The following is a 16,958-nucleotide window of genomic DNA, read 5'->3' as shown; positions in this document are numbered from 1 at the left end:
AGCTCTACAACATGTAGAGCTTTTTTATTACCTAAAAACCAAAAGCAAACGTTTGCTTTGTCATAAAACTTCAGTATGATCTCCTGCAATTTCTGTCTCATGACTCTATTTTGTAAGGGAACACTATGTTTGGCACTGCAACTAGCGCAAATGCTACCCGTGTATTACTTTTAGGCTCTGGCGAACTCGGTAAAGAAGTCGCCATTGAATGCCAGAGACTTGGTTTAGAAGTGATTGCTTGTGATCGCTATGCCAATGCTCCAGCGATGCAAGTCGCTCACCGTAGTTATGTTATCGACATGTTAGATGGGAACGCCTTAGAAGAAGTTATTACGAAGGAACAACCTACTTACGTCGTACCAGAAATTGAAGCCATCGCAACCGGCAAACTGGTAGAGCTTGAAGAGAAAGGACTGAATGTTGTTCCAACCGCTAAGGCAACCAGGCTAACAATGAATCGTGAAGGTATCCGACGTTTGGCAGCAGAAGAACTGGAATTGACGACTTCACCTTATCGTTTTGCAGATAACTTTGAAGACTTCAAAGCCGCGGTTGAGCATGTGGGTATTCCGTGCGTGGTGAAGCCTGTGATGAGCTCTTCAGGTAAAGGGCAAAGTGTTATCAAGACCGAAGACGACGTTACAAAAGCATGGGATTACGCTCAGGAAGGCGGGCGTACGGGTGCAGGTCGCGTTATCGTGGAAGGTTTTATCGACTTCGATTACGAAATCACTTTATTGACCATCAGAGCCGTTGACGGTGTGCATTTCTGTGCTCCAATTGGTCATCGTCAGGAAGATGGCGACTACCGCGAATCATGGCAACCGCAAACTATGTCAGAAAACGCAGTAAAAGCAGCTGAATACACGGCTGAGAAAGTGGTAAACGCGCTCGGTGGCTACGGCATCTTTGGTGTAGAGCTATTTGTTAAAGGCGATAAAGTCATTTTCAATGAGGTCTCTCCTCGCCCTCACGATACGGGTATGGTTACAATGATTTCACAGGAAATGTCTGAGTTTGCTCTCCACGTGCGCGCGTTTACCGGAATGCCAATTAATAATATTGTGCAATATGGCCCATCTGCGTCTGCTGTTATTCTTGGACAAGGGACTTCCACAAACATTCGCTTTGAAAACCTAAGCAAAGCTTTAGCTCAACCTCAAACACAAGTTCGTCTATTCGGTAAGCCAGAAATCGATGGTCGCCGCCGTTTAGGTGTTGTCCTTACGCGACGAAAAACCACCGAAGAAGCCGTTCAAGATGCTGTTGAAAGTGCTTCAAAAGTGAATATCATTTATTAAATACGAACCACTCATACAAAAATAGCGCAGCTCAAATTGCTGCGCTATTTCGTGTTCCAAACCGAAGAGAGCCTATTCACTCTCGATTAAGTACACTTCTTCAGAGAAGCGACTTAAGCCTTTTTTCGCAATTTTAGGATGATTCTCGTCAGCTTCATCTACGTTCAAACAAGTAACTTTGTAACCTGAAAATAACTGCTCTATCTCTTCGACCGGCACGCTAAATGGAGGCCCCGCCATCTCTTCTTGAGGATAGTTGAGTGTGACAAGCAAAATACGACCGCCTGGGTTCAGCAGTTGCTTGAGACGCTCTACATACTCCTCTCGCATATCTTGCGGTAAAGCAACCAACGCGGCGCGATCATAAATGATATCGGCTTGAGATACTGGTGCAGTGAAAAAGTCCCCAGTATAAATAGAGAGCTCATCAAATTGATAAAGCTCGTGCATGCCATTAAGAGGCGTTACCGTTGGCGTGTAAAAATGTTCAGCAAAAAAGGCACGCACAGCAATATGGCTTAGCTCAACACCTTCAACCGAATCATGCTTCATCGCTAGCCAAATCAAGTCTTCTGACTTTCCACATAAAGGAACTAACACTTTATCTTCACGCTTTGGATTAGTGTGTTTCCAATATACTGGTAATAGCGGGTTTACATCTTCCAAGTGAAATCCGATTTGATTGCTGGCCCATTTGTTATGCCAAAATTCTTGGTCTCTCATTTTACTTTCTACTTGTCGGCTGTTTTCATTTTGAGAGGTAAGACTAACGTTTTTTTTCAATTTGTCTATGCCGTTCATCTTTGGTTAATACTGCGGTGATAGGATGTAATCGGTCTCATAGGAGACGCGCCTTTATCTGATAATCAGAATAAAGAAAAGAGAAATGGTGATCTAACGCACGATTCTACTTCAAGATAAAACTGAAACCTTGGAATCTTTCGTAATGGCCCCATTTATAAGTTAGTACCTGATTTGCCGAACTTAGCGACCTTTATGTTCCCTATTTTCTAAGTACAAGCAAGTTAAGGAGAGTGAATGAGCTTATTTCTTCGTACTACAGCATTGATGCTTTTGGTACTTAGCCGTGCACCGGCATTTGCCGCACTTCCAATTACCCCTGCACCTAGTGGCGAACAAAATCGTTCAACCAGCCAAAACGAAGTTTGTTCGAAACTTTTTAAACACAGCCTTAGCGGTTTATACGGCATTCAGTCAATCGACACCACGCCAACTCAGCCATATTCTGACTTCGACATTCTTTACAGCAAAGCACACCAAGCACAATTTGAACTTGAAACTATCTGTAAAAGTACCGCACTTCTTAATGACGCTCAGCCATACTTCGCAGGTGTAAAATCCAAACAACGAGCAGAAGAAAAGATAGCTTTAGAATTAGGTGGGAAAGTTGAACGTATTACTGACCTAGCACGTGCAACGATTGTAGCTGAAGACGTCGCCAGCTTAGTCTCCATTTATGAAACGTTAGAGCGTGAAACAACGATTGTGAAAGTAAAAAATCGATTCAAAAAACCTGGCCCTTCAGGATATAGAGACTTGAACTTGCTCGTTCGTTTACCAAAAACAAACCTAGTAGCCGAAGTTCAACTGCACTTGAAAGCAATCGCAGATGTAAAAAGCGGTCCCGAACACGACCTATACGAAAAAATCCAGAAACTAGAACGTCAAGCGATGTTGGAAAAACGTGAGCTAAGCGAAATAGAGCTTGCTTCTATTCGCAACATGCGTACACAGTCTAAGAACTTGTACCAACAAGCATGGCAACCATACTTAACAACGCATCTAGAAGCGGCGTAACCGATATCATTAGGCGTCTCTCATAAACAGAAAAACCACCGCATTGCGGTGGTTTTCATTTGTATGCACACGAATTTTACGCAAAAAAAAGACCACGCCTTAGCGTGATCCATTTATTCGGCTTACTGTACTTTCTTCAGGTTTTCTACACGAGCTTTTAACTTCTGACCCGGGCGAAAAGTCACTACACGTCGAGCAGTAATTGGAATATCTTCACCAGTTTTCGGGTTACGACCAGGTCGTTCATTCTTGTCACGAAGATCAAAGTTACCAAAACCTGACAGTTTTACCTGTTCGCCACTTTCCAGTGCCTTACGAATCTCTTCAAAGAACACTTCCACCGTTTCCTTGGCGTCCCGCTTACTAAATCCTAATTTATCAAACAGGTTTTCTGCCAGTTCGGCTTTTGTGAGCGCCATAAAACTTTCCTCAAAGCTATGTTAAACAATGCTACGTTAGTGTAGCGCCAGAGCAGTTTTACCCTACCAATTCAACAACATATCGGGGTTACATCAGGAAGTGTATGACAAGCTTATGATTTTCGCCAACTTTTTTCTTGGCGAACAAAAGGAATAGCACTACGTAAATTATTGTTAAACGCCAGGAATTTGATATTTTTGTTTTTGTTTCATCTTTATCAGGAAAAACATCCAGATTATAAAACTAAAAGTAGTTTAAATATCAACATTAAACACTATTTAATAAAAATATCAGATATTGGTTATTTAACAGACACTTGACATAGAACTTGTCGTAAATTCAGTGATTTGTATGTAACTCGATACGTAACAATTAGATTAAAAGGTATGACCACCTGTACTTTGCAACTGTGCTTAGAAAGCTTGATTAAACCCACGCTTCTCGCTGTTTAACGATGACGCCATATATAAAGATTGATAATGTGGAAGTTCGTGTATTTCCTCATTAGCTTCTTACACTGCTTCTAGGCGACCATGATTAATCAAATCATAAATATTCTTTTCCCTGTTTTTGCTCTTGTCGGAGTTGGCTATTTGGTCGGTCGTTACATCAAGCCTGACTTTCGCCCAATAAACCGCATTAATATTGAGGTATTTACGCCAGCACTGGTATTTTCGTCACTCGTTAGCATGCCGCTCGATTCAAATCAGGGGCCGCTTCTTTTGGCGGCAATTGTCGCGGTTTTAATTCCCGCACTACTCATGATCCCGGTATGTCGATGGACGTCACTCTCGTTTAAAACCTGGGCGCCACCACATATGTTTCGCAATAGCGGAAATCTAGCTATTCCTTTGTTTACCTATACGTTTGGAGAAATTGCGCTGTCGTCAGCAGTGCTTTTATTTGTCGTGTCAGCATGCTTGCATATCAGCTTAGGCGTAATGCTGCTTAGTCATGGCAACCCTTTTAAGCAAATAGTCAAGATGCCAATCTTTTTAGCAGCGTCGCTGGCTCTGTTTCTCAACGTGTCAAATGTGGGTGCATGGGCGCCTTTATACGAAGCCACGGCTCTACTTGGGCAAGCGGCCGTACCCGTGATGCTTTTATCTCTGGGGGCACAAATGTGTCATTTAAGGTTGGACGGTTTAAAGATTGGTGTGTTGTGTACCGTGCAGTCACTGGCAACTGGTGCTGTCGCTTTTGCACTTATTTATTGGTTAATTCCCCTTCCAACGATGCAATTGCAAATGATGGTGCTCTTCACAATGCTGCCGCCAGCCGTCATGAATTACCTATTTGCGGAAAGGCTGAATATAGAACCCATGAAAGTGGCGTCAATGGTACTATTTGGCAACTTTTTCAGCATTCTTACGCTGCCTCTTCTGCTTAGCTATACCCTCTCACTCGCTGCCTAACCGCCAATAAGCTATCGTTAGCGTGTATTAGCTGAAAAACAATACGTTCCTAATCTCGGGTAAGGGCCATCCCTAGTTTGGTCTAGTATTTTAAAGTAATGAGGGATGGTGCGAGCAGTAAGGAACTTGAACAACGATAAGGTAATCCTAAAAATAAAAAACCCTGCCAAACTGGCAGGGTTTTCATTTCTTAAGAAGATACGTTACGCGAGATTAGTCACGCAGAGACGCACCAAACTTCTCAGAAACGTGAGCAACGATAGCGTCAACCGCACCAGCGATATCTGCATCTTCAAGCGTACGCTCAAGTGACTGTAGAGTCAGAGCGATTGCTAGGCTCTTCTTACCATCTTCAACGCCTTTACCTACGTAAACGTCGAACAGTTTCGCATCTTTAAGGAACTCGCCACCTTGCTCTAGACAAGCGTTAACAATGTCACCAGATGCAACAGCTTCATCCACTACTACCGCGATATCACGACGGTTTGAAGGGAATTTAGAAAGTGCTACCGCTTCTGGGATCACTTTGCTGTTGATTGCAGACCATTCGATTTCGAATACGATAGTACGACCGTTTAGCCCGAACTTACGCTCAAGCTCAGGGTGAACTGTACCGATCACGCCCACTTCTTTGCCGTCTACGATGATTGCCGCAGATTGACCTGGGTGAAGTGCTGGGTTAGCTTTTTTGCTTTCAGGTGACAGTGCAGCGAAAGAGTACGCTTTTTCGTTCGCAGATAGCTCTAGAATCGCTTCTAGATCGCCCTTAAGGTCGAAGAAATCAACAGTGTTGGTTTCGATATCCCAGTGCTCTTCACCACGAGTACCAGCAATAACACCTGCAAGCATAGGCTCTTGACGCATGCCGTTTTCTGCAGATTCACATGGGATGAAACGTAGGCCATATTCGAATAGACGAACGCGTGGCTGTTGACGCTTCTGGTTGTGAACAACCGTGTTCAACAGACCTTGGATAAGACCAAGACGCATTGCTGACATGTCTGCAGAAATTGGGTTTGGAAGTACGAGAGGCTCAACACCAGGTACAACTAGCTTTTGCTGCTCAGGCTCAACGAAGCTGTATGTGATTGCTTCGTGATAACCACGGTCAACAAGAAGATCACGAACGCGTTTCAGTGGAAGATCCGCTTCAACGTGGTTGTGCATCTTAAGTGCTGCTGCTGGGTTTTGGTTAGGAATGTTGTCGTAACCGTAGATACGGCCAACTTCTTCAATCAGGTCTTGCTCGATAGCGATATCGAAACGCCATGTTGGCGCTACTGCCACCCAACCTTCTTCAGAAGCTTCAACAGTCAAACCTAGGCGCTCTAGGATTTCTACTACGTCAGCATCAGCGATGTGGTGACCTAGTAGGTTGTCTAGTTTAGTACGACGTAGAGCAACTTTGTTTGGCTTAGGTAGGTCTGCTTCAGACTCTACTGCAACAACAGGTGCTACTTCACCACCACAGATCTCAACTAGAAGCTGAGTTGCACGCTCCATTGCGCTCACTTGTAGTGCGTAATCCACACCACGCTCGAAACGCATTGAAGAATCAGTGTGCAGACCGTAGCTACGAGCGCGACCACGGATGTGGTCAGGTGCAAAGAATGCACACTCTAGTAAAACGTCTTTAGTCTCAGTTGTTACACCTGACTCTTCACCACCAAAGATACCTGCGATTGCAAGTGCTTTGTTGTGGTCCGCTACTACTAGTGTATCTGCGTTTAGTTCTGCTTCGCTGCCGTCAAGAAGTGTTAGCTTCTCACCTTGCTCAGCCATACGAACTACGATGCCACCTTCGATCTTCGCTAGATCGAATGCGTGCATTGGTTGGCCTTGCTCTAGAAGAACGTAGTTAGTGATATCTACCACAGGGTCGATAGAGCGAATACCACAACGACGCAGTTTCTCTTGCATCCATAGTGGCGTTTCAGCTTGAACGTTTACGTTCTTAACTACACGACCTAGGTAACGTGGACACGCAGCTGGCGCTTTCACTTCGATAGACACTTTATCGTCGATTGAAGGGGCAACTGCTTCTACTAATGGCTCTGTCACGTCAGCACGGTTTAGTACGCCAACTTCACGAGCTAGACCACGAATGCTGAAACAGTCAGCGCGGTTTGCTGTTAGGTCTACGTCTACTGTTACGTCGTCTAGACCTAGGAATTCACGGAAATCAGTACCGATTACTGCGTCTTCTGCTAGTTCCATGATGCCGTCTGACTCAACGTCGATACCTAGTTCAGTGAACGAACAAAGCATGCCGTGAGAAGGCTGGCCACGTAGTTTCGCTTTTTTGATTTTGAAATCACCTGGAAGAACAGCACCAACTGTTGCGACTGCTACTTTCAGACCTTGGCGACAGTTAGGTGCGCCACAAACAATGTCTAGAAGCTCTTCTTCACCCACGTCAACTTTAGTTACGCGCAGTTTGTCTGCATCTGGGTGTTGGCCACATTCAACAACGTGACCGACTTTAACGCCAGTAAAAGAACCAGCAACAGGAAGAACGTCGTCTACCTCTAGGCCGGCCATTGTAATTTGGTGAGTTAGCTCGTCAGTAGTAACCGCAGGGTTTACCCACTCACGAAGCCATGATTCGCTGAATTTCATGTTGATGAACCCTCTGGATTACTTGAACTGTTTTAGGAAACGAAGATCGTTCTCGAAGAACGCACGTAGGTCGTTCACGCCGTAACGAAGCATTGTTAGACGCTCAACACCCATACCGAATGCGAAACCAGAGTATTTTTCAGGATCGATACCTACGCTACGTAGCACGTTCGGGTGAACCATACCGCAGCCTAGTACTTCTAACCATTTACCGTTTTTGCCTTTCACGTCTACTTCAGCTGAAGGCTCAGTGAATGGGAAGTAAGATGGACGGAAACGTACTTCTACTTCTTCTTCGAAGAAGTTACATAGGAAATCGTGCAGGATGCCTTTCAGCTGAGCAAAGTTTACGTTCTCATCAACCAGCATGCCTTCCACTTGGTGGAACATTGGCGTGTGCGTTTGGTCGTAGTCGTTACGGTATACACGGCCTGGTGCGATGAAACGGAATGGTGGTTTACCATTTTCCATCGTACGGATCTGTACGCCTGACGTATGAGTACGAAGCATCAAGTCTGGGTTGAAGAAGAAAGTATCGTGGTCAGTACGCGCTGGGTGATCAGCTGCGATGTTTAGCGCATCGAAGTTGTGGAATGCATCTTCGATCTCTGGGCCAGCCTCGGTGTTAAAACCAAGTTCGCCAAAGAACTTCTCAATACGCTCTACAGTACGAGTTACTGGGTGTAAACCACCGTTTTCAATACGACGACCTGGTAGTGTTACGTCGATTGTTTCTGCTGCTAGTTTCGCTTCAAGCTCAGCATGTTGTAGTGCATCTTTACGAGCTGCGATAGCTTGCTGAACTACGCCTTTCGCTTTGTTGATCTCTTGACCAGCTTCACGGCGTTCTTCTGGTGGTAGTTTGCCTAGGCTTTGAAGTTGAGCAGTTAGCTCACCTTTTTTACCCAGATACTGAACACGCACTTCATCAAGTGCGACTAGCGATTCGGCAGCTTCAATTGCAGTGCTCGCGCTAGCAATGATCTCTTCTAGATGTTGCATCGTTTCCTCATCTACCTGTAGGTAGTGTCCATAAGGGAGTGATTGGTTTTTTGATAGCTGTACATAGTAGCCAAACCGGGCACCAATGCCAAATTGAATTACGAAAAGAAGAGGTTATTGAATAAAAAGAGCACAAAAACGTCAAAAATGTCATCTTTAGTTAATCTGCCGTTTAGTTGTGCCCTTTTGTTTTAGAAATAGTATTGAATAGATAGCTCGATAAAATCGTCATCTCTAGCGAAGTAGAGCAAATCATTTGGTGTTTCATTTTTAAACAACCAAGCATCAATTTGCCACTTAACGTGATTCGATATTCGGCTCGATGCTTCTAACTTAGCATTGTAAACATCATCGTTATCTAAATCCTTCGTTATTCCCGTCAATACTTCCGTTCCGTCCTCATCATTGAGCGCCCAACGAATACCTGCAAACACATCATTTTGACCGATAGTTTGTGCGTTGTTCCCACGACTGTCATAGAGGTACTCACCAATAACTCCCACATCCCAAACCGTGTCAAATGCACCGACGAAGGTATACTCAAAACCCGTCACAAGACCGACATGATTATCAGCGCTATCTCGATAAACACTTTCTAGTTTCCATAACCAATCGCCAACAATTCCTTGCACATCCAGACCGACATGACTCATCAGAGCGTAGTAAGGCTTTAATTCTCCGTACTCTAAACGAAAGTAAGGATCCCGGTTTGTTCCATATAAATAGCTTAGGCCTACGTCCCAATCGCCAAGCATTTTCGAATATCGAAAAGCCACATCTACGTGCTTCTCTTCTCTGCTTGATTCATAGATAGCATCATCAGAGACAACGGGTTCGGTTCGCAAGCGGCCATCTGTACCCGCAAACGTTCGTTCCCTAAAGTAAGGTAACAACATTGCGTGGACGGTGCCCCAGTCTTTGAAAGAGGTAAAATGTAACATCGGCTGACCGAGTTTATCTTCACCATCGACGGCTTCAATGGCATCTGTTTGGTTTACTACATCAACTAAATGGGCTGATTCAGTCACTCCCCAAAAGACCTTACTAATCCCAACTCGAAGCTCATAATCATCCCAATAAGTCAGATAAAGTGCCTCTCGTATGTCACCATGACTTCGCTCATCGTCTAGACCATCCAGACGATAGAAAGGTGTGAAAGTAAAGTTTGCATCACCATTTTGCATCTCCCAGTAAAATTCTGGCTGCAAAACCAATGACGTTTGCGCTTTGCTCTGACCCTGAGAGCCCGTTTTAAAAAACTGACGATGCTCAATATTGACTTGTCCTGCAAGCTCGACGGCAGTCAGAGGCATCGAGTAAAAAAAGGCTGCTGCACTAAGCAACAACCCAGCATTTAATCGCTTCATTTTTCCTCCACTACCTCACTCGCTTCAACACATTCTTATGAAAGTCATTGTCTTGTAATCCAGTGTTAAAACGCATTTCGCTAGTCGTTAGCTCAGTACTTTTTCCTGTTTGATGGTTTGTCATCGCCATAGTATGCGCTCGCCAATATTGGTTGAGATATTGCTTGTAATCGGAAAAAGAAAGCGTTTTTAACAAAGAGCCTTTGCGGTCGTAAAACTCAACTTTAAGTGGACGATAATGCGCTTTATCTAACCATACCGTTTGCTTGGTATAACCTGAGTTCTTATCGGTCGGAATTTGCTCTACGACGAAAACATCTTGCCCGTTTATGCTGTCATCTTTTAGGTAGTTGAAACGGTATTTTTCAATCTCAAAGGAACTGAGATCCTCATACGCGAATTCACTGCCCATAAAAGGACCTGATTTGTTACGCGAGGAAATACGTTTCACACGTTTCAGTGCAGGAAGGTAAAGCCATTGGTCATCGGCACCCTCCGTATGAGAATGGTTAAGAAACGCCGTGCCTTTTACATCTCTCGGTTCATCAAATATCGTGAGCCCTTTGTCACCATCGCCATCAACTTCGAGTGATTGTAAGCGCATTAAACGTGTGCTGCTTTCTCCTTGCGCGTTTCGCAGAATCATTTGCATCGTAGCAACAGAATCCCCCCACCCTTCATCACGGGCTTTGCGCTCTTGGGCAATTTCTAGTCCTTTGGCTTCATCCGCCAACACCGCATGACTCATAATAAGCGAGACAGAAAGTACTGATACTTTTAAGGCATTTTTTACTAAATTCATGTTCGATCCTTTAATTCGTTATGACTGAGTAACAGTCTTGGTTTGAGAGCCAGTTGATTTAAGCTTATTTCGGCGCTCCACCTCGTCGTAAACGCCTTTGTCAAACAACATCAGTAGAGTCGGTAGGAAGATGAAATCCACAACAAGGGCAATAAAGATGACAATGGCACTCAGCTTTCCCATATCGGCATTTAAACGGAAGCTCGACATCGCCAGAACAGAGAAACCAGCAACAAGCACGACCGTCGTAATCCAAAGTGCGCGCCCCACGGTACGAAAGGCGTAGCGAACCGCTTGCTCCGCACTGTGGCCATCTTTACGAGCGTGTTGATATTTAGAAAGAAAGTGAACGGCGTCATCGACAACAACACCAAGCGTTAATGTCACAACGACAGACAATCCCAAGTTAATCTCGCCAGAAACCAGCGCCCAAATACCAAAACCAATAAGCGCAGGAGCAATATTCGGGACAAGACTAATTAAGCCAAGCTTGAACGAACGCAAGGCAAAGATCAGTAATGCAGAGATTAAGACAAGAGTAATGGGCAAGGTTGACAGCATGCTGGCCATATTCGTTTCACCAATATGCGCAAACATCAATGAAGGACTAGACGCAACAACATCATATTGAGGCGCGTTTTCGTTAAACCATTGGTAAATGCGATTTTCCAAATCAACAAGCTCGACGCTGCCCAAGTTCTCCACGGTGAGAACCATCTTGATCGACGACTTATCTACATTGATTTGGTTGTTCAAATCTAAACCATACGGTAGTGACATTTCATAAAGCAGCAGATATTGAGCCGCTAATTCTCTGTCTTGAGGGAGCGAGTAATAAGCCTGATCATCTCCATGCATGTTCTTGTTTAGGCGCTTATAAACATCGCTCAAGGTCGCAACATGGTCCGTTTCTGGCTGCAACCTTAGCCAGTCAGTAAATTTACCCACGGAATTGAGAAAATTAGGATCGGCAATGCCCTGCGATTCGTTGGTTTTTATCGCGATACTGATGTTCGCCATGCCACTGATTCGCTCTTCCATAAAATCAGCCGCTCGGCGAAATTCATTGCTATGGCCAAAGTACTCGACGGATTCATCATTGACTTTGTTCAGCGGAATCAAGCTCGCACTCGCGACAATAACAAGCACCGACAACGGCAATAACGCATGTCGCTTTGACACCACGAAATCTCCTAAATGATCCATAAAGTGCTTTCTTTCATCAGAAGTATCCGACTTCACCGTAACCGGAAGGATATTAAGCAAGGCGGGAAGTAACGTGATGGAAAGGAAACAAGCAACCATGACGCCAAGGGCTGATAGGTTGCCGAAATCTCTCAGGATTGGAGAATCCGACATATTCATCATTAAAAAGCCGATCGCGGTGGTAATGGAGGTAATCAAGATAGGCATGAAATTGAGCGCAATACTTCGCTCAATAGAGTGGGCTTTACTAAAGCCGTTTTGCATAGACTGACGCATTGTCGCGATGATGTGTACACAGTCTGCGACGGCAAGCGTCATCACCAAGGTAGGCACATTAACAGTCGCCGTGCTTAAGAACATACCAGCCCATCCTGACAAGCCCATTGTAACCATAACCGAGCCGATAATAACGATGAGCGTCGCGATGACGCTAAGCAATGAGCGCAACATGATGGTCAGAAACACCAATATCACTAGTAACATAGTAGGCACTAATGTTGCACTATCATCTTGGGCTGCGGTCATAAACGCGTAGTTCATTGCAATAATACCAGCCTTGTGGAATTCGGTGTCTGGGTACACTTGCTGATAACGCTCAATCATTCCGTTTATGTAAGCAACCACCTCTTGTACTTCAGCAGTTTTATCTATTTCAGGGAGTTGGACCGTAATGTTTACGACCGTGACATCTCCTTTTTCAGAAATCAGTGAACTTTTCAAAACCGGCTCACTCAACGCAATACTTTTGACTTTCTCTATTCGTTGAGGTGTCAATTCATATTCGCTATACAGTAAGTCTTCGACAAGAAGATCATCTTCAAACGCTTCGGTATGCTGGTAGTTGGCGAGGGAATCAACGCGGGTGGAGTATGGAACTTGCCACGCCTCGTCAGTGATCTGCTGAATAAGAGATAATGTGCTAGGAGTAAAAACAGTGCCGCTCTTTGGCGCTATAACCAAAGCAAGACTGTCAGAATTTGCAAAGGTGGTTTGAATTTCATCAAACGCAAGTAACTGCTCATTTGTTCCATCAAAGAAGATGTCGTAATCTCCTCTAAAGTAAAGATTTTTTCCTCCAATGGTTGCTATGACAATCAATAAAACGGTAGCAAGCATCACCAATACACTGTAATTCGTTGGTAGCTTACCCCACCCTGAACGGGCGTATTGTTGAACGTTGTGATGTGGCATCACACTCTCCTTTTGTGACGTTTCGTCAAATTTAAAAACTAAAAAAACAGCAAATGCTGTAAATAACCAGACAAACTCGACATGCAAACTTTAGATCGAATGAATTTGGCTACATAAGTCAGTTTTTAGTAACTTCCTATGCTTCTCGTGATCATTGGCTGAACGCCAACCTTCGAGATTTAATGACGATTCGTCACAATAGTGCGATAAAAAAGCCAACCATAACGTCAGATTGGCCTTTCCAGTTTATTAGCGATTCACTGACTCTAAATAAGCAAGCTCTTCACTAAATAACTCCTGCTCCACTCGACGCCAGGTTTTACGGTAGTCCCATTCTGTAGATAAAGGCGACCAACCTAAACCATCAAGTAACATATTCGCGTTGTGCAGTACTGAGAATGGGTCTTGAATTCGCTGAATACATCGACTGTTCGATGCATTTTGCGCCAAAGCGTTTGAACCGAATGCAATAGACCAGTTGGCGAATACAATAGCATCAGAACCAATTGCGGGAGAAAACTTAAGATCACCACATTCTACCGCATTGTTCACCAGCGCATCAGCACCATCTATTACTTGTTCTTCCAAGTTATTCAGTTCATTCACACGTTTAGGCGAAGCCTTCTCTAGAACCCAAGGCGTCTTTGCAACAATCGCACAAGTTGATAGTACTGGCTCCATACGAGCGTAAATACGATAACCTACATGCATCGCAATGATTTTTTCTCTGGTATTGCCATTAAATTTGGCGGTACGTTCGAAAAATATTGCTTCGCTTTTCAGCGAATGAATACAAAGCGCAAGAATCACATCTTCTTTGCTGCAAAAATGATTGTAGATCGTCCCTTTAGAATAAGGGCTTGACGCTGTAAGCTTGTCCATCGTTAAGTTGGCAAAGCCTTGCTCTTGAACTAAAGACTTAGCCAATTGAATAAGCTCTATCTCACGATCAGCAATCGCCTGTTGCTTTTTTGTTAGCCCTGAAGACACACGACATCCGTCTTGCTTGCTATATTTTTTACAGCGAAAGTTAAACATAATCCTTTGATCCGTATACCAACACACTCCCAATAATTGTAACACGATTCTTTAATACAGGAACGCAACTAAAGTTGACGAACCGTCATAAATGACACTTCGTCATAATAGATCAAAAAACAAACATTTCAAGTATGAATTTATAATTAGAAGATAAATAGCTACCAATTATGCATACCCAAGTAGCTACAGGATGCTTGGTTCAACGAGAATGGTTTCTTTGTAGAGGAAGCGAGAGAGGCTTTGGGAGGAACAACGAAGGAAATCAGCATGTTAAAAATAACGAAAGTAGATGCTGAACAGGTATTATTCGAAATAAGCCCAACACACTTTAAGTCTGAATTAAGAGCAAACACCGCTGAATGCCCTACTTACAAAGTATTTGCTGTCTTAGGCTTTTTCTTTTGCAACGCCCTTTCAGAAACTCTCTTCAAAAAAGGCTCAAAATCTATATAGATAGGCTTGGCTTATCACCTGCAGCTGCGATGGCATAACGAATATCATCAATAAATCGCCCCTCTGTCTCAATAATGCCGTCAGAGAATGTGACTGGCTGATGTGGCCCAGCAAGTAGAACAATATTAGTAAAATCAGAGACATTAAAGTTCTCTGCTACAACATTTTTGGAATGAAAATCAATGACGGTCTTTGCAACTTGATCTTCCAGTAACAAAAGCTGTTCTTCAGTAATTTTCATACGCGCCAAAGCAACGCGAACACACTTATCGTGGGTAGTCGTCTGCTCTTTTATGATTTCGGTATATTTGTCGTTGAGCTTGGAGTTCTCTGCATAGCTATAATATAAAGGCCCGTGCAGCGTTATATTTTTATCTTCATCAACGTAAACGAGATCCAACAACTCTAATGCTTTTAAGTAATCAGACATGCTCTGCTCAGACAAGTCATACTTTTTCTTTAAAATAGAATAACCATCTTTACCTCGTAGCATTCTCAATTCACGATAAAAGTCGTAAAGGTGAGGGAATTGAAAGAATACCTCATCCTGCGTACGACTAAAGTAATCCTCGTCTTCACCTTGCAATTGATTTGCGAGCTTTTGTAGTTCATCTAACGTGCAATCAACCGCTCTACAATATTCCAGCAACTTATCTAAAGCGAGATTCGTGCTTGTAAGATGTCTCTTAAAGGTAGATAGTGGCATACCCATTTTCTCAGATAGCTCTCGATATGTTAGCCCTTTTGTTTTAATCGCTTGGCGTAATGCGGCTAGCAAGTATTCGGGAGTCAGATCTCTCATCTACAATTCCTTTTGGCAATGTTACAGCTGTATAGTATTTGTAACAATTTAGAACCGCTTGGCAAGGTATAAGTTCATATTTTTATAAGAAAAACATGAATTAATATACTGAAAGGAGAATTCACACAACAAATGAAAAATTCAATATGAATTCAATTTCATTATAGGTATAAAATAATATGCAAAATAAAAGTAAAGCAATCACTCTAAATTATCATGATTAATTTTAATAGTAACGTAAAGTTGAGAATATAAATCTATTCGCTCTGCAAAAATCTAGAATAATTAACCTAAAAGGAACAGAACGGTAAATGCATAATAATTCACCGCTCTCTATTAGCATTTTTGCAATGCTATTCAAGTAGACTAGTCCGCTAGTTTCACTGCAGTACCAAATGCCAAAATTTCCGAAGAACCATCTACGATTGAGCTTGTGGTAAATCGAATCCCTACAATTGCATCGGCACCTTTAGATTCAGCGTCCGCCACCATGCGCTGTATAGCAATATCACGCGCGTCGGTCATCATTTCCGTGTAACCACGAATTTCGCCGCCAACAATGCTCTTGATACCCGCCATGAGGTCACGGCCAATATGCTTTGATTGAACAACATTACCAGTTACAACCCCTCTGATTTCAGAGATCTGCTTGCCAGGAATGCTTTCGGTCGTTGTGTAGATCATTTTTAATCCCTTATAAACGTAAAAATTTATACCCAAGCTACCTTATAACTAACATAAGATGCTAACCAATAAATTGAGAAGACTGATAAACAATACTCTAAATAGCCAAGCTAAAAGTCATTTGGGTATAAATTTTAGCAATAAAAAAGGAGAGCTAATGCTCTCCTTCTCTTAATCCTAAACTGCTAATTAAAGAGCAGCTTTCGCTTTTTCAACTAGAACTGCAAATGCAGCTTTGTCGAATACTGCGATGTCCGCAAGGATCTTACGGTCGATCTCGATAGATGCTTTCTTAAGACCGTTGATGAAACGGCTGTAAGATAGACCATTTTGACGAGATGCCGCATTGATACGTGCAATCCATAGTTGACGGAATTGACGTTTCTTAGCGCGACGGTCACGGTAAGCGTATTGACCAGCTTTAGTAACTGCTTGGAAAGCTACGCGGTAAACACGTGAACGCGCACCGTAGTAACCTTTAGCTTGTTTTAGAACTTTCTTATGACGTGCACGAGCTTGTACACCACGTTTTACGCGAGGCATTATGCTTCTCCTAAACTAAACGATTGATAACTAAAAAGAATTAAGCGTATGGCAACATACGGATTACTGCAGCCACTTCACATTTTGGAAGGATTGCATTTGGACGTAGTTGACGCTTGTTCTTAGTAGTACGCTTAGTCAGGATGTGACGTTTTGTAGCGTGCTTGTACTTAATACCACCAGCAGTTTTCTTAAAACGCTTAGCAGCACCTTTGTTGGTTTTCATCTTAGGCATGATGAATAACTCCGCATTGAGTAGGTTTAATAAACAACGTAATTAGGGCGAACAAAACC

The 16,958-nt window shown here is 43.3% G+C and carries 16 protein-coding genes; 4 read left to right on the top strand and 12 right to left on the bottom strand.

The features are described from left to right. The first annotated feature begins 125 nt into the window (after positions 1-125). The gene (gene purT, locus R7E42_RS00375; protein WP_017633939.1) at positions 126-1,301 is read left to right on the top strand and encodes a formate-dependent phosphoribosylglycinamide formyltransferase; all 1,176 of its coding nucleotides are present in this window, start codon (positions 126-128) and stop codon (positions 1,299-1,301) included. Between the two features lie 72 nt (positions 1,302-1,373). Here the strand turns inward: purT and R7E42_RS00370 are convergent, their stop codons facing one another. Then, positions 1,374-2,024 (bottom strand): thiopurine S-methyltransferase, encoded by a 651-nt coding sequence (locus R7E42_RS00370; protein WP_021707633.1) that lies wholly within the window; start codon positions 2,022-2,024, stop codon positions 1,374-1,376. Between the two features lie 315 nt (positions 2,025-2,339). Here R7E42_RS00370 and R7E42_RS00365 point away from each other — a divergent pair, with 315 nt between their 5' ends. After that, a complete protein-coding gene (locus tag R7E42_RS00365; protein ID WP_017821825.1) occupies positions 2,340-3,119 on the top strand; it encodes a phosphoribosylglycinamide formyltransferase in 780 nt (259 codons plus the stop codon). Between the two features lie 122 nt (positions 3,120-3,241). On the opposite strand, the gene ihfA is transcribed toward R7E42_RS00365, so the two are convergent. Further along, positions 3,242-3,538: an integration host factor subunit alpha gene (gene ihfA, locus R7E42_RS00360; protein WP_005377899.1), complete on the bottom strand. Its 297-nt coding sequence runs from the start codon at positions 3,536-3,538 to the stop codon at positions 3,242-3,244. 534 nt (positions 3,539-4,072) lie between these two features. On the opposite strand from ihfA, the gene R7E42_RS00355 reads away from it, so the two are divergent. Then, positions 4,073-4,954: an AEC family transporter gene (locus R7E42_RS00355; RefSeq protein WP_005377901.1), complete on the top strand. Its 882-nt coding sequence runs from the start codon at positions 4,073-4,075 to the stop codon at positions 4,952-4,954. Between the two features lie 213 nt (positions 4,955-5,167). On the opposite strand, the gene pheT is transcribed toward R7E42_RS00355, so the two are convergent. The 6 genes from pheT to R7E42_RS00325 form a co-directional block, all read right to left on the bottom strand. Next, positions 5,168-7,573 carry a phenylalanine--tRNA ligase subunit beta gene (gene pheT / locus R7E42_RS00350; protein WP_065274407.1) on the bottom strand — a complete coding sequence of 802 codons (2,406 nt, stop codon included), beginning with the start codon at positions 7,571-7,573 and terminating at the stop codon, positions 5,168-5,170. A gap of 18 nt (positions 7,574-7,591) precedes the next feature. Continuing rightward, complete coding sequence (gene pheS / locus R7E42_RS00345) at positions 7,592-8,575, bottom strand: phenylalanine--tRNA ligase subunit alpha (protein ID WP_318072252.1); 984 nt, start codon at positions 8,573-8,575, stop codon at positions 7,592-7,594. A gap of 191 nt (positions 8,576-8,766) precedes the next feature. After that, positions 8,767-9,942 carry a hypothetical protein gene (locus tag R7E42_RS00340; RefSeq protein ID WP_054574059.1) on the bottom strand — a complete coding sequence of 392 codons (1,176 nt, stop codon included), beginning with the start codon at positions 9,940-9,942 and terminating at the stop codon, positions 8,767-8,769. Positions 9,943-9,952: 10 nt separating this feature from the next. Further along, positions 9,953-10,744: an outer membrane lipoprotein-sorting protein gene (locus R7E42_RS00335; protein ID WP_137281896.1), complete on the bottom strand. Its 792-nt coding sequence runs from the start codon at positions 10,742-10,744 to the stop codon at positions 9,953-9,955. Positions 10,745-10,762: 18 nt separating this feature from the next. Beyond that, positions 10,763-13,141, bottom strand: coding sequence for an efflux RND transporter permease subunit (locus R7E42_RS00330; RefSeq protein WP_318072251.1), 2,379 nt, complete (start codon positions 13,139-13,141; stop codon positions 10,763-10,765). 249 nt (positions 13,142-13,390) lie between these two features. Then, complete coding sequence (locus R7E42_RS00325; RefSeq protein ID WP_005377913.1) at positions 13,391-14,179, bottom strand: TetR/AcrR family transcriptional regulator; 789 nt, start codon at positions 14,177-14,179, stop codon at positions 13,391-13,393. Between the two features lie 270 nt (positions 14,180-14,449). Here R7E42_RS00325 and R7E42_RS00320 point away from each other — a divergent pair, with 270 nt between their 5' ends. Continuing rightward, a complete protein-coding gene (locus R7E42_RS00320; protein ID WP_031780965.1) occupies positions 14,450-14,635 on the top strand; it encodes a hypothetical protein in 186 nt (61 codons plus the stop codon). On the opposite strand, the gene R7E42_RS00315 is transcribed toward R7E42_RS00320, so the two are convergent. From R7E42_RS00315 to rpmI, 4 genes are all read right to left on the bottom strand, one after another. Beyond that, on the bottom strand, positions 14,628-15,437 hold the full coding sequence (locus tag R7E42_RS00315; protein ID WP_005385480.1) for a helix-turn-helix domain-containing protein: 810 nt from the start codon (positions 15,435-15,437) through the stop codon (positions 14,628-14,630). The two genes, R7E42_RS00320 and R7E42_RS00315, sit on opposite strands and share 8 nt — an antisense overlap. 366 nt (positions 15,438-15,803) lie before the next feature. Further along, positions 15,804-16,121 (bottom strand): heavy metal-binding domain-containing protein, encoded by a 318-nt coding sequence (locus R7E42_RS00310; protein ID WP_005377919.1) that lies wholly within the window; start codon positions 16,119-16,121, stop codon positions 15,804-15,806. Between the two features lie 189 nt (positions 16,122-16,310). Beyond that, entirely contained in the window at positions 16,311-16,664 is a 354-nt protein-coding gene (gene rplT / locus R7E42_RS00305) for a 50S ribosomal protein L20 (RefSeq protein WP_004727974.1), read from the bottom strand. A gap of 40 nt (positions 16,665-16,704) precedes the next feature. Continuing rightward, positions 16,705-16,899: a 50S ribosomal protein L35 gene (rpmI, locus tag R7E42_RS00300; RefSeq protein ID WP_005377932.1), complete on the bottom strand. Its 195-nt coding sequence runs from the start codon at positions 16,897-16,899 to the stop codon at positions 16,705-16,707. Between the last annotated feature and the right edge of the window lie 59 nt (positions 16,900-16,958).

It is taken from the genome of Vibrio sp. Vb1337 (assembly GCF_033338715.1).
Taxonomy (GTDB): Bacteria; Pseudomonadota; Gammaproteobacteria; order Enterobacterales; family Vibrionaceae; genus Vibrio; species Vibrio alginolyticus.
The sequence above is the reverse complement of the archived record's forward strand: the minus strand, read 5'-3'. Positions and strand labels throughout refer to the sequence as shown.

Bases quoted from the DNA above. Each gene is read 5' to 3' on its own strand.
- purT (WP_017633939.1), top strand. From the start codon at position 126: ATGTTTGGCACTGCAACTAGCGCAAATGCTACCCGTGTATTACTTTTA.
- R7E42_RS00370 (WP_021707633.1), bottom strand. From the start codon at position 2,024: ATGAGAGACCAAGAATTTTGGCATAACAAATGGGCCAGCAATCAAATC.
- R7E42_RS00365 (WP_017821825.1), top strand. From the start codon at position 2,340: ATGAGCTTATTTCTTCGTACTACAGCATTGATGCTTTTGGTACTTAGC.
- ihfA (WP_005377899.1), bottom strand. From the start codon at position 3,538: ATGGCGCTCACAAAAGCCGAACTGGCAGAAAACCTGTTTGATAAATTA.
- R7E42_RS00355 (WP_005377901.1), top strand. From the start codon at position 4,073: ATGATTAATCAAATCATAAATATTCTTTTCCCTGTTTTTGCTCTTGTC.
- pheT (WP_065274407.1), bottom strand. From the start codon at position 7,573: ATGAAATTCAGCGAATCATGGCTTCGTGAGTGGGTAAACCCTGCGGTT.
- pheS (WP_318072252.1), bottom strand. From the start codon at position 8,575: ATGCAACATCTAGAAGAGATCATTGCTAGCGCGAGCACTGCAATTGAA.
- R7E42_RS00340 (WP_054574059.1), bottom strand. From the start codon at position 9,942: ATGAAGCGATTAAATGCTGGGTTGTTGCTTAGTGCAGCAGCCTTTTTT.
- R7E42_RS00335 (WP_137281896.1), bottom strand. From the start codon at position 10,744: ATGAATTTAGTAAAAAATGCCTTAAAAGTATCAGTACTTTCTGTCTCG.
- R7E42_RS00330 (WP_318072251.1), bottom strand. From the start codon at position 13,141: ATGCCACATCACAACGTTCAACAATACGCCCGTTCAGGGTGGGGTAAG.
- R7E42_RS00325 (WP_005377913.1), bottom strand. From the start codon at position 14,179: ATGTTTAACTTTCGCTGTAAAAAATATAGCAAGCAAGACGGATGTCGT.
- R7E42_RS00320 (WP_031780965.1), top strand. From the start codon at position 14,450: ATGTTAAAAATAACGAAAGTAGATGCTGAACAGGTATTATTCGAAATA.
- R7E42_RS00315 (WP_005385480.1), bottom strand. From the start codon at position 15,437: ATGAGAGATCTGACTCCCGAATACTTGCTAGCCGCATTACGCCAAGCG.
- R7E42_RS00310 (WP_005377919.1), bottom strand. From the start codon at position 16,121: ATGATCTACACAACGACCGAAAGCATTCCTGGCAAGCAGATCTCTGAA.
- rplT (WP_004727974.1), bottom strand. From the start codon at position 16,664: ATGCCTCGCGTAAAACGTGGTGTACAAGCTCGTGCACGTCATAAGAAA.
- rpmI (WP_005377932.1), bottom strand. From the start codon at position 16,899: ATGCCTAAGATGAAAACCAACAAAGGTGCTGCTAAGCGTTTTAAGAAA.